Genomic DNA, 10,946 nt, shown 5'->3' with positions numbered 1-10,946 from the left:
TTGTTTTGGTGTGTCCGGGGGACACACTCAGAAATTCGTTGTTTTGGTGTGTCCGGGGGACACACTCAGAAATTCGTTGTTTTGGTGTGTCCGGGGGACACACTCAGAAATTCGTTGTTTTGGTGTGTCCGGGGGACACACTCAGAAATTCGTTGTTTTGGTGTGCATAGTATGCACAGTCTCGGTAATCGGTTTCAGGTGTTCACAGTGTGAACAGCATTTTGCCGCAGCTTCGCCCCTTACCCTTAAAAGCCTTTTATTGTGCGAACTTTAATTACACAGATAATCGACACTTCGGAATCTTTCTTAACCAACCTCCGAAACATGGATTTTCACTATCGGAGGCTCATGGTTTTAACGTGTTTTTTTCTGTTCCAGCATTTTCTGCATATCGCCAATAACTTTTTTGCCATAATCTTTTTCTTTCGGTGCTTCAGACTGCTCTACTGTATTCGGCAATACTCGGTTAGCTGTCATACGTGCTGCTTCAATACGCATATTTCTCACAATGGATGCAAATGAGCAGGTTAAGCCTTCAGGACTAGCAGCCTGTTTACACAAGTGTGTCAGTAAACCCAGCGGACTGTTGACGGGTTTAACCTGTCCGGCAATTTCGTCAAGAATTTCCTGATATTGGTCGTGGCTGCCATTGGGAAAGAACTTGTCAAAGACGTGTCGGCAGTCTGTTTTCAATTTGGACAGCTTGGATGGGTATACCAAACCTTCAAAACGTATCTCGGCATCTCCATTGGAAGGAACAGGAGTATCAACCACCACCACATCACATTCCTGTGAAGTTCCAGTATCTTTGTTTGTTGTAGTTGTAATATCCTCCGTAGGAGGATTGTTGTAATTATTACTATATATATTTTGCCGATTCGTCGCTTCTGATTTTCCCAAATCGTCACTTCTAAACTTCTGACTTTCTCCTTTAGTTACTTCCGAGTTTTCCAATTTGTCACTTCCCAAATCCTTCCTCGTTTGCGTTTTGCTTGCCGTCAATACGCCCAAACGCATTTCTGGCTTCTGGGTGAGTCTGATTTTTTCTTCCAGCATGGACATCAGACGTGCGCCATTGATGTGGCTAAAGATACGGGCGTTCTGCTCGAAATGTTTTTCTACCAACAGACCGGCATTCTTCAACATGGTTCGGGTACGTTGCTGCGGTTTGTAGCCCAACATGGTAGCCTCTTCCCATTCTTTGATGGTGGCCGAGTAATAAAGACGTCGCATCATAAAGGGGTTGTTCAGATTAGCGTGACGGGCGCTTTGGTGCAGGGCGTTCGACAGGATAACGGCTGCATGGATGTCGCCTGTCAGCCATACCAAGTCAAGGTGGTATACGATGGAATCACTGAAATAGTCGCGGATAAAACCTAGTTCCTGTTTGCGCCATTCTTCGATGGTCAGTTGAGTTACATCTGCTAAACCGAAGGATTCGCAGATGGCTTCCGACAGAGCCTTCAAATTCACACGCACAGCTAAACGCGCCCCTTGGCCGATACGGGCAATCTGAATCAGGTTGAGTTCGACCAGTTTATCTTTGCACAGACCCTGTTCGCGTTTGGTCAGACCGGTTTCTTCTTCCGTTTCACCAATGGATTTGAATATCCAACCGTCACGGATTTCGACATTGATACCGACCCGCAGCCAGTAAAGTAATTGTGACAGATAGGCGGCAGTTTTAAGGCTACCGGTAATCTGTATCAGGCTGCGGTGTACCACGATCCGGCGGCCTGACTGCAAACGGCGCCAGCAGGCAACAAGATTGCCGTTGAACTCTTTCGGAGGGAGCAGTTCGTCCATCATGCCTCCCTATACCTGCGTGTTATGAAGATACTGCCATGACAAATCTGCCATGGCTTTATGATTCAGACGGAATACGGTCAGTTCGTACAATGGGTGGCGGCCGGCTTCCAATAATCCGACTTTGGCCAAAGCCTTCATTGAGCGCCGCTGCTCTGCCTCATCCAGCATGGATATGGCTTTTACCTGTTCTTGGGTATAGGGGATCCATTCGCTGAAATCGCCGCGGTTGTCCGGTGTCCGGTACCGTTGTTGTGCCTGCGCCATAAAATAGAACAGCACATCGTTAATTTTGAGACCGGATTTCAGCATGGCTGCCGCACACAGCCGGTCAACTGGAACGGAAGGCATCATGCTGTATGTACTGTCGCCACGCAAAGCGTTATCCTGATCGCGTAAAGCATCGGAGAAGTGCTTCTCGTTCAGGCTATACACAGTATGTACACCGGAACGTTCGGACAGCAGGAACCCTTGCTGTTTCAGCAGACGACGCACGTTGTGCCAACGGCTTTTACCGAAGCCCAAGCCGTCGTGCATATCGGCATCGCTGATGGCGACCGATTGACCGTAAGGACAGCTCCGGACCATCCACGATAAAAAGTAACCGGCATAGGTATCTCCCACCAACTGGCCGTAAGCGGGGACGTACAGAACTGGTTCTTCCATCAGAGAACCCAGTACGCTGGTAATGACTTGGTTCTGTTCGATTTCCGCAAGTTCTGGATATTCGTACAGATTTAATACTTTGTTCATTTCAAATACTCCGAGATGGCAGTATTTAACTGGGAAAGGTCGTAGTCGGGAAAGGCTTTGTGCAGCATTTGATAGCGCGTATAACTGTCTTTCTCCTGTTCGCACAATTTCTCCCAGTAATCTGCAACCGTCAGTTGCTCTTCCAGCTCCAGTGTTTTACGTCTGCCGACTGCTACCGGCAGGTTCATTTCTGATCGCAGTTTCTTGATATCGGCCGATGCCAGCATCGCGCACATATTCAGGATCATGGTATTACTCGCGCCATGAGCAACCAGCCATTCGCATTGCTGCATCTGGCGTTGTCGCTTCTCGTTCTGTTCGCGCTCGATACGCATGATTTCCTGTAAAGTGTTTAGGTCGATACGGACTTCTAATACTCCTGCCAGGCGTTCAGCAATCGTGCTGACTTGTTCCGCTGTTAGTTTGCTCAGATATTCGAATACCTCAGCGTATTTACCGATCATCACAGAATTGGTTATTCGTTCTTGCTTGCATGGAGAACCGGCAGCAAGGATATTCAGAATCTGTGCATAGAGTAGGGCGTTCTTGCCTGTCAGACGCATCTTGTAAGTATCTGAAGCTGGCATCACGACAGGTTCTCGACGTGCCGTATTTCTTAACATTCTCCGTTCTGGAAACATCCTCCGACCTCCTCATCAAACTGGTTTGAACACATCCATTTTCGGCCAGCCACAACGGTGTGCATTAATAACCGCCTGCAGATATTCGAACAAAAGCGGTGACAGTTCTTCATCGCCCGTCATCAGGTAATAGACGTTCAGGTTCAGATTTTCGAAACCGCCTGCTCCCAAGGTGTATTCAACCACGTCTTTAAATAGTTCAGGATCTCGGTAAGCGGCCGCCAGTACAGGATGTCTGCGTTCGTTTGCCAAAAACGGATTGTATTTTTGCAGCATATCTGGCGAACCGAATAGCTCGGATTCGTTGCTGGTCTGCCATAAATAACCAAAGACGACTGAGGCACGCGGATGACGGATGTTCAGACTGCCGTTAATCAGCAGGTTGCCCCGCCATTCGTCACTGGAGAAATCCGGCAAATCCAGCATGTAGCCGTAAGGCATTCTGTCGTCAAATATCAGGAAATCACGGATGTTGGCTGCATTTGTCAGGTTAATCACGGCAGTATGCAGGGCTTTGATTGCCTGATTTTCATCCAAGGCCACTGCTGCGGCAGCTGAAGGCAGGGTTACGGGAGTATGGGCAGAATAGGAAATAGGGGATTCGGCCGCAGATTGAGGAAGAAGGCGGTTACTGGTTTCAGTTTCGCGTATGATTGGCTCGGAAGGCGGTTCGACCACCTTCCGAGCCACGCTGTTGCTCTGCACATCACGCATTACTGTTGTTTCCACTTTTTCCTGTGGCTCAGAATCGGACGCTGTTCCAGTTTCGGCGGCGGAAGCCGCGCCATGGCCGCTTGGAGAAGTTGTCCCAGTTTCCTGTTTGATGCCGTAAACGGCTTCAAACTGCTGTTGCAGGTATACTTGAAGCGCCGGAACATCGAGTTCCGTCTCTTCAATATGTTCACTGTGCCACGTATCTAACGTCGCCTCCCAAAAATCGGCAAACGCTGTCCCAGTTTCATGCTCGGAAGCAAGCTGTCCCAGTAATTCGTTGTATTGTTTGCGGATTTCAGTTGTCTTTGACAATGACAAATCATTACAAAACTTTCCGAGTGCGCTCAAATTGTCGGTAGCAAAGAAAAATAGAGATAACTTAGAAAACGAAATTGAAAGACCATAAGATGAGAACGCATCCACCAACTTGCGCAAACCCAAGGTTTCAGCGGATTTTTCCTGTAACATATCGCGGATTTCCGCATAAGCACAGGCTTTGTCCCAAAAAACCATATCCGCACGCTGTTCGTTTTCAATCAGATGGGCGATTTGGATGTCTTCGTCGTTGGTGTATTCGATATAGATGCACGGAATGCTTGCAAAACGTGCATCGCCGGTTTCCTCATACAGTTCTTTGACGATTTTAAGGCGCGTATTACCGCCTTGTGCCAGTATGTATTTGCTAGAATCGGGACGACGGGTCACATGCACGGGATGCTGTACGCCCGATGCGCGGATAGAGGCTTTGATTTGTCCGTACAATTCCTCGTCGTGTTGGCGGCGGGGATTTTTGTCAAAAAAATCAATGTCGTTGACTGATAAATTGAGGAACATTCCCGACATATTTTGCGTGGCAGTATTCAAATTCATACCGGTTTGTGTCGGATTGGCAACGAGCAGGCTTGAATTGATTAAATCGCCCGTCAGTTTCCGAGTCGGTCTGATGGGTTGGTTGCCGTTTGACATGTTTATTCTCCCGCTGTATCGGTTTCGGATTCATCTGTACCGTATTCGCTGTACAAATCGGCCATATTATTGAAAAAAGTGCCTTTCAACTGCTGATCTTTAATCGGCGGGAAAAGCTCATACACGAGAGAAGTCATTACTGAGAGTGCAGATTCGGACTTGCCTGCATGTTCGCGTTCGTGGCAATGTACCGGAATCCGATAAGTAGAGGCTTCCAAATAGGCTTTAGCATAGGGAATAACCGTATTCAGAATCTGATTTTTACCGTCAATGGAAGTATTGAACTCGGCTTTGATTTCATCAGCAATCAGACGAGCATTACGCGTACGGTCTTGCGCGTAAATCAAGGCACGCAGAGGCGGAACCTCTAAGTTGATGGCTGAACCGAGGCTGAGGCGTTCCAGCAGACCCAACGTACCTTTCAAAAACTCACGCGTGCTGAGAGCGCTCGGATTGATTGGGCTGAGGAGCATGGTTGAAGCATAGACAACAGCATCCTGAACCGGACCGACAGCACCTTGGGTGTCGATAATAACAATATCGTAATTAGTCTGAATGAATGGATGAACCAGCTTCGAACGCAGCAAAACAGCGCGGTCGATACGGTTTTGGACATTGATACGGACATCATCCGACAGGTTGTTTGACAGGATAATGTCTAAATTCGGATAAACCGTATTGGAAACGGTAGATGAAATGGTATTTTCGGAATTGTCTGCCAAAAGCAACTCGACAATACCGTTCGGTGCAACGTAATGCAGCGGATAGTATTTGCTCAAAGATGCTTGAGGGTCGGCATCAATCATTAATACACGGAAGCCCATATCGGCAAGCATGCCGCCGATGTTTGCAGTAACAGTTGTTTTTCCTGTTCCACCTTTGGTCCCCACGATTCCAAGAGTCGTAATAGGCATAGGATGACCTCTGTAAAATTGCGTTAAAAATAAGCCTATACCGTATATCTTGACTGTTTTAAGCCACTTCGAACGCCGGTTTGGAAATTTTACCAAAGGCAGTGTTCTTTAGTTCGCATAATTTATATTATGTTAAATTTATAATGCTAGTATTTTAATTTGCTAATTCCTGTTTTTCTCAGTAGTACAATCACTTACAATATTCAAAAACAAAAAAGGCCGTCTGAAAATTTCAGACGGCCTTTTTGTTTATATTCCTCAGCCTTTTTCTCAACAAATCCCTTATGAGACCTTTGCAAAATTCCCCAAAATCCCCTAAATTCCCACCAAGACATTTAGGGGATTTTCCATGAGTACCTTCTTCCAGCAAACCGCCCAAGCCATGATTGCCAAACACATTGACCGCTTCCCACTATTGAAGTTGGATCAAGTGATTGATTGGCAACCGATCGAACAATACCTGAATCGTCAAAGAACCCGTTACCTCCGAGACCACCGCGGCCGTCCCGCCTATCCCCTGTTGTCCATGTTCAAAGCCATCCTGCTCGGACAATGGCACAGCCTCTCCGATCCCGAACTCGAACACAGCCTCATCACCCGCATCGATTTCAACCTGTTTTGCCGTTTTGACGAACTGAGCATCCCCGATTACAGCACCTTATGCCGTTACCGCAATTGGCTGGCGCAAGATGATACCCTGTCCGAATTGCTGGAACTGATCAACCGCCAACTGACTGAAAAAGGCTTAAAAGTAGAGAAAGCATCCGCCGCCGTCATTGACGCCACCATTATTCAGACCGCCGGCAGCAAACAGCGTCAGGCTATAGAAGTCGATGAGGAAGGACAAGTCAGCGGCCAAACCACACCGAGCAAAGACAAAGATGCTCGTTGGACAAAGAAAAACGGCCTCTACAGACTCGGTTACAAACAACATACCCGCACCGATGCGGAAGGCTATATCGAGAAACTGCATATTACCCCCGCCAATACCCATGAGTGCAAACACCTGTCTCCTTTGTTGGAAGGGATAGCCGAAGGTGAGACCGTCTATGCCAACAAAGGCTATGACAGTGAGGAAAACCAGAAACATCTGAAAGAGCATCAGTTACTGGACGGCATTATGCGCAAAGCCCACCGCAACCGTCCGCTGACGGAAGCGCAAACGAAGCGCAATCGACATCATGCCGCCGCCCGACTGGCCGGTGGTGTAGAGCCGTTTGCCGTCGATGGGTAACTTGGTTTTCAAGTGTTTGATTAGGTTGATAGTGGCATCGAGATAGTTGGACGCGGTGCTGGTATCGTCCATAATAATTTCGTCAAACTCGGGCGCAATCACAAAGCAGGGATGCTGCGCCTGAAATTCGGGTGACGCCCACGCAATCGCGCCGTTGCCCTGATACAGCGGTACTTTGCGCCACATAAACGCGCTCCACCGTGCGCCCCGCCACGCCGTATTGCGACGGCTCAAGCACGGCGGCAGACACATCGGCGCGGTACTTCACCGCCACCGCCACCAGCCGCATCCCGTCGCCAAACACGCAGGTTACGGCGGCGGCCGATTCGACGGCATTATCCAACGCGCCGCCCAACGCAGCGCAGCCGCATATGCTCGAACCCGATACGACTGGGGTGGTATAGGTGCAAGCACCGTCAAACAGTCGCAGATGGGCGCAGTTGCATTGCCGAAAGGGAAAGCACCTGTCGAGGAAAATTTTTCCCAAGCCCAACAAGGACGGTACAGTTATGATTCACCGTACCACTCCCGCACTGTCAGAACGGAATTGGAACAGCGTTACGGCAAACAAAATGTCAAATCCTCGACAGTACCGCCGTCAAACGGCAAAAATGTCAAACTGGCAAACCAAAGCCACCCGAAGACCGGGGTGCCGTTTGACAGCAAAGGATTTCCGAATTTTGAAAAAGACGTAAAATACGATACAAGAATTAATACCAAGGAGTTCAGATTGAAGGATTCGACAGGGCAAATGAGGATGGCGACCAAGGATTTGGCGGAAGCCATTAGGAAAGGGCAGGTTCACAGCTCCAGTTTCAATCCGAAACAGTTAAAAGCAATTGAAAAAGGAGAATCTAAAATACCGGATTATACTTGGCATCATCATCAGGATACCGGACGTATGCAGCTTGTACCTGAAAAATCTCACCATGATACTGGTCATATCGGCTGGGAAGCGATGAATAAAGGAAGATAATTATGTGGAAAATTACGAAAGAGCAAGGTCAAGATTTAAGTTTTGCAACATATTGCTTATTATCGGCAGCAATTAATTTGCAAGAATTTAAATTATGGTTGGATAAGGTTGTCTTAGATATGCCTATTGATAATATACCTTTTTATATTTTTGATTTAATTGATCTTGAAGGAGTAGGAGATATTTATAATATTTTGGATTTTGTTCCGAATTCAGACTTATCTAAAGATCAAGATGACGCATTAACCGGCATTGCCTTCTTAAGGGGGGTAGATGTCTATGACCCTCCCGTTTCAAAAGAAAAAGCATTAAAAGCCTTAAAGAAACATCCTGAAATTTATCAGAGGTTTCAGCATTTCTTTCCATTTGTAGAACTGCCTCCGCTTTAGAGGGTAATGAGGTCGTCTGAAAAACATCAGACGACCTTTGGCATCATCATCAGGATACCGGACGTATGCAGCTTGTACCTGAATGGGAACATTCTAAAACCGGTCACATAGGAGGGACGGTAATGGATAAAGGTAAATGATTATGTGGAAAATTTATAAAGAAAATAGCACCGACTTAAATTTTGCCATAGGCAGTATATATTGCCAAGCAATCAATCTTACCGAATTTAAAATGTGGGTCGAAAAAATCATAAGGGAAGTAGATTTAGATGAAATTCCAAATTATTTTTTTGATTTGATAGATTTTCAATCACTATACGATCTGATTGATATTATAGGATTTGTTCCCGAAAATAACTTATCAAAAAATCAGGATAATGCCTTGACCGGCATTGCCTTCTTAAGGGGTATAGATGTCTATGATCCGCCTATCTCAAAAGAAAAAGCGTTAAAAGCCTTAGAAAAACATCCTGAAATTTATCAGAAGTTTCAGCATTTCTTTCCATTTGTAGAACTGCCTCCGCTTTAGAGGGTAATGAGGTCGTCTGAAAAACATCAGACGACCTTTGGCATCATCATCAAGATACAGGAAGGATGCAATTGATTGGTGAAGACTTGCATCATGATACCGGCCATATTGGTTGGGAAGCGATGAGTAAAGGAAAGTGACTATGTGGAAAATCATAAAAGAAGATAGTTACGATTTAGGATTTGCAATTAAATGCTTATTCTCTCAATCTATTGATTTAAATGAATTCAAGTTATGGATTGAACAAGTAATACGAGATATGCCCATCGAGGACATCCCTTTTTATATTTTTGACTTGGCGGATTTCGATGGGGTAATTGCCGATATTGACAATATTGTAGGTTTTGTTTCGAGTTACAGCCTATCAAAATCGAAAAAAAATGCCTTGACAGGCATTGCCTTCTTAAGGGGTATAGATGTCTATGATCCGCCTATCTCAAAAGAAAAAGCGTTAAAAGCCTTAGAAAAACATCCTGAAATTTATCAGAAGTTTCAGCATTTCTTTCCATTTGTAGAACTGCCTCCGCTTTAGAGGGTAAAAAGGTTGTCTGAAAAACATCAGACGACCTTTCCTTCATTTGAAACGGAATATTGAGAACTGAGTTCTTCAAAAATCCCACACCTGCTCCTTCCACGGCAGCACCTTGGTCAAAACGGCAGACGGCTACAATGAAAGCATCAACAATTGTTTTTGGCGGATTTTTTATTACAGATAATGGAGAACGAATCCAAATTCCTATTTTAGAAAATCCTAACATTAAAGAAATAAATAACTTTTTTTCTGTATCAAATTTTGAAAAAAAAGCCGGAGTCCTTGTTTTCAGAATTATTCCTGAGCCTGAATTTGGCAATAATGAATTAACTGAGACCTTTGCAAAATTCCCCAAAATCCCCTAAATGTCTTGGTGGGAATTTAGGGGATTTTGAGGAATTTTGCAAAGGTCTCGGCCTTCTCTTTATCAATATCCATGAAACCAATTCAGATCACAGTTTTATTCCAAAGCATGATTAAATTTCTTTTATAGAATTTTAGATAGCCCTATTCATTGACTACCACCACTTTCCCAAACCCGTCCGCGCTTTGCAAAAAACGGTGGGCTTCGGGAACTTGTTCCAATGTAAACACGCGTTCAATTAAGATTTTCACATTAAAACTGCCGGATATAGTCAAACATCGCATCCAGCTTGGCTTGCGACACATTGCCCGAATTAAAGGCGGTAAGATAGCTGTTGTTTTTGAGTTCAATAATCGGATCAAAATTGTTCACGTACCATATGTTACCAAGCTGCCCTGTATTGCAGACGATGCCGTGTTCGTTGATGTGGGAGAAAGAATCACGCAAAGTTGCCGGCCCGACCAATTCCAGAATTTTGTCATAGCTTTGGTCAGTTTGTATTTTGCCATCGGCTTCAGTAATCACTTCGTCAAATCCAACCGCCTGCAAACGGGTAGCTTTGGCAGGATTACGCGTTGAACCGTGCAGTACGACATGCGGAAACTGCGCTTTAAGCAACTGTGCAAAGGCTACGCCCACGCCACTGCCTGCACCACGCACCAGCACACGATCTTGCGGCGCGATACGAAGCTGTTGTAATGAGCCAAACGCGGTGTAGTAGGTTTCGGGAATTGCGGCAAGGGTTGTCCAATCCAAGTCGGTATAAACGGGGGAAATTTGCTCGTTGGGCAGCAGCACATATTCGGCGTAACTGCCGTCAAAGGCGCGCCCCATTTCGCCCATAATAGAGACGACCTTTTGTCCGACCGCCAGCGCGGGTGTGGAACTTTGCGCCACTTCGCCTACACATTCAATGCCCAAAATGCGCGGAAATTGGACAGACGGCGATTTGCCTTCACGCGTGAAAATCTCAGAATGGTTGATGCCGAAGCCTTTGATTTTTACCAGTGACCAACTCTCTTTGATATCAGGTGTTGGCACGTCTTGATAAATCAGTTGCTCTGGACCGCCGGCTTGATAGATTTTTACGGCTTTCATAATACCTCCCTAAGAATCTGATGCTTTCAG

At 46.0% G+C, this 10,946-nt stretch carries 12 protein-coding genes and 4 pseudogenes; 8 read left to right on the top strand and 8 right to left on the bottom strand.

Going from position 1 to position 10,946, the window contains the following annotated elements:
- Positions 1 to 354 precede the first annotated feature (354 nt).
- The 5 genes from ACTHTU_RS01125 to ACTHTU_RS01105 are packed head-to-tail and all read right to left on the bottom strand — an operon-like array spanning position 355 to position 5,794.
- A complete protein-coding gene (locus ACTHTU_RS01125) occupies positions 355 to 1,809 on the bottom strand; it encodes a hypothetical protein (protein ID WP_440361492.1) in 1,455 nt (484 codons plus the stop codon).
- A 6-nt stretch (positions 1,810 to 1,815) separates the two neighbouring features.
- Positions 1,816 to 2,559: a hypothetical protein gene (locus ACTHTU_RS01120; protein WP_440361491.1), complete on the bottom strand. Its 744-nt coding sequence runs from the start codon at positions 2,557 to 2,559 to the stop codon at positions 1,816 to 1,818.
- Positions 2,556 to 3,182 carry an STY4526/YPO1902 family pathogenicity island replication protein gene (locus tag ACTHTU_RS01115; protein WP_440361490.1) on the bottom strand — a complete coding sequence of 209 codons (627 nt, stop codon included), beginning with the start codon at positions 3,180 to 3,182 and terminating at the stop codon, positions 2,556 to 2,558. The genes ACTHTU_RS01120 and ACTHTU_RS01115 overlap by 4 nt, the downstream gene beginning before the upstream one ends.
- A 33-nt stretch (positions 3,183 to 3,215) precedes the next feature.
- Complete coding sequence (locus ACTHTU_RS01110; protein ID WP_440361489.1) at positions 3,216 to 4,880, bottom strand: ParB family protein; 1,665 nt, start codon at positions 4,878 to 4,880, stop codon at positions 3,216 to 3,218.
- Between the two features lie 2 nt (positions 4,881 to 4,882).
- Positions 4,883 to 5,794 (bottom strand): ParA family protein, encoded by a 912-nt coding sequence (locus tag ACTHTU_RS01105; RefSeq protein ID WP_440361488.1) that lies wholly within the window; start codon positions 5,792 to 5,794, stop codon positions 4,883 to 4,885.
- A 349-nt stretch (positions 5,795 to 6,143) separates the two neighbouring features.
- Between ACTHTU_RS01105 and ACTHTU_RS01100 the strand changes: the two are divergent.
- Positions 6,144 to 6,989, top strand: a pseudogene (locus tag ACTHTU_RS01100) (IS5 family transposase); the annotation flags it as partial.
- 121 nt (positions 6,990 to 7,110) lie between these two features.
- On the opposite strand, the gene ACTHTU_RS01095 reads toward ACTHTU_RS01100, so the two are convergent.
- The gene (locus tag ACTHTU_RS01095; RefSeq protein ID WP_234395980.1) at positions 7,111 to 7,317 is read right to left on the bottom strand and encodes a hypothetical protein; all 207 of its coding nucleotides are present in this window, start codon (positions 7,315 to 7,317) and stop codon (positions 7,111 to 7,113) included.
- A 141-nt stretch (positions 7,318 to 7,458) separates the two neighbouring features.
- Here ACTHTU_RS01095 and ACTHTU_RS01090 point away from each other — a divergent pair, with 141 nt between their 5' ends.
- The 7 genes and pseudogenes from ACTHTU_RS01090 to ACTHTU_RS01060 form a co-directional block, all read left to right on the top strand.
- Positions 7,459 to 8,004 (top strand): HNH endonuclease, encoded by a 546-nt coding sequence (locus tag ACTHTU_RS01090; RefSeq protein WP_440361487.1) that lies wholly within the window; start codon positions 7,459 to 7,461, stop codon positions 8,002 to 8,004.
- Positions 8,005 to 8,006: 2 nt separating this feature from the next.
- The gene (locus ACTHTU_RS01085; protein WP_070583431.1) at positions 8,007 to 8,393 is read left to right on the top strand and encodes a hypothetical protein; all 387 of its coding nucleotides are present in this window, start codon (positions 8,007 to 8,009) and stop codon (positions 8,391 to 8,393) included.
- Between the two features lie 38 nt (positions 8,394 to 8,431).
- Positions 8,432 to 8,533: pseudogene (locus ACTHTU_RS01080) on the top strand (HNH endonuclease); the annotation flags it as partial.
- 2 nt (positions 8,534 to 8,535) lie between these two features.
- Positions 8,536 to 8,922 carry a hypothetical protein gene (locus ACTHTU_RS01075; protein WP_002245502.1) on the top strand — a complete coding sequence of 129 codons (387 nt, stop codon included), beginning with the start codon at positions 8,536 to 8,538 and terminating at the stop codon, positions 8,920 to 8,922.
- Positions 8,923 to 8,960: 38 nt separating this feature from the next.
- A pseudogene (locus ACTHTU_RS01070) lies at positions 8,961 to 9,062 on the top strand (HNH endonuclease); the annotation flags it as partial.
- 2 nt (positions 9,063 to 9,064) lie between these two features.
- Entirely contained in the window at positions 9,065 to 9,454 is a 390-nt protein-coding gene (locus tag ACTHTU_RS01065) for a hypothetical protein (protein ID WP_440361486.1), read from the top strand.
- A gap of 137 nt (positions 9,455 to 9,591) precedes the next feature.
- Positions 9,592 to 9,816: pseudogene (locus ACTHTU_RS01060) on the top strand (DUF6911 family protein); the annotation flags it as partial.
- Between the two features lie 145 nt (positions 9,817 to 9,961).
- On the opposite strand, the gene ACTHTU_RS01055 reads toward ACTHTU_RS01060, so the two are convergent.
- Together ACTHTU_RS01055 and ACTHTU_RS01050 are read right to left on the bottom strand one after the other, a co-directional pair.
- Positions 9,962 to 10,069 carry a zinc-binding dehydrogenase gene (locus ACTHTU_RS01055; protein WP_440361485.1) on the bottom strand — a complete coding sequence of 36 codons (108 nt, stop codon included), beginning with the start codon at positions 10,067 to 10,069 and terminating at the stop codon, positions 9,962 to 9,964.
- Position 10,070: 1 nt separating this feature from the next.
- Entirely contained in the window at positions 10,071 to 10,916 is an 846-nt protein-coding gene (locus ACTHTU_RS01050; protein WP_440361484.1) for an alcohol dehydrogenase catalytic domain-containing protein, read from the bottom strand.
- Between the last annotated feature and the right edge of the window lie 30 nt (positions 10,917 to 10,946).

Source organism: Neisseria sp. P0020.S005 (genome assembly GCF_051957055.1).
In the GTDB taxonomy this organism is placed as follows: Bacteria; Pseudomonadota; Gammaproteobacteria; order Burkholderiales; family Neisseriaceae; genus Neisseria; species Neisseria subflava_A.
The sequence above is the reverse complement of the archived record's forward strand: the minus strand, read 5'-3'. Positions and strand labels throughout refer to the sequence as shown.

Bases quoted from the DNA above. Each gene is read 5' to 3' on its own strand.
- ACTHTU_RS01105 (WP_440361488.1), bottom strand. From the start codon at position 5,794: ATGCCTATTACGACTCTTGGAATCGTGGGGACCAAAGGTGGAACAGGA.
- ACTHTU_RS01090 (WP_440361487.1), top strand. From the start codon at position 7,459: ATGGGCGCAGTTGCATTGCCGAAAGGGAAAGCACCTGTCGAGGAAAAT.
- ACTHTU_RS01085 (WP_070583431.1), top strand. From the start codon at position 8,007: ATGTGGAAAATTACGAAAGAGCAAGGTCAAGATTTAAGTTTTGCAACA.
- ACTHTU_RS01120 (WP_440361491.1), bottom strand. From the start codon at position 2,559: ATGAACAAAGTATTAAATCTGTACGAATATCCAGAACTTGCGGAAATC.
- ACTHTU_RS01095 (WP_234395980.1), bottom strand. From the start codon at position 7,317: ATGCGGCTGGTGGCGGTGGCGGTGAAGTACCGCGCCGATGTGTCTGCC.
- ACTHTU_RS01075 (WP_002245502.1), top strand. From the start codon at position 8,536: ATGTGGAAAATTTATAAAGAAAATAGCACCGACTTAAATTTTGCCATA.
- ACTHTU_RS01065 (WP_440361486.1), top strand. From the start codon at position 9,065: ATGTGGAAAATCATAAAAGAAGATAGTTACGATTTAGGATTTGCAATT.
- ACTHTU_RS01125 (WP_440361492.1), bottom strand. From the start codon at position 1,809: ATGATGGACGAACTGCTCCCTCCGAAAGAGTTCAACGGCAATCTTGTT.
- ACTHTU_RS01115 (WP_440361490.1), bottom strand. From the start codon at position 3,182: ATGTTAAGAAATACGGCACGTCGAGAACCTGTCGTGATGCCAGCTTCA.
- ACTHTU_RS01050 (WP_440361484.1), bottom strand. From the start codon at position 10,916: ATGAAAGCCGTAAAAATCTATCAAGCCGGCGGTCCAGAGCAACTGATT.
- ACTHTU_RS01110 (WP_440361489.1), bottom strand. From the start codon at position 4,880: ATGTCAAACGGCAACCAACCCATCAGACCGACTCGGAAACTGACGGGC.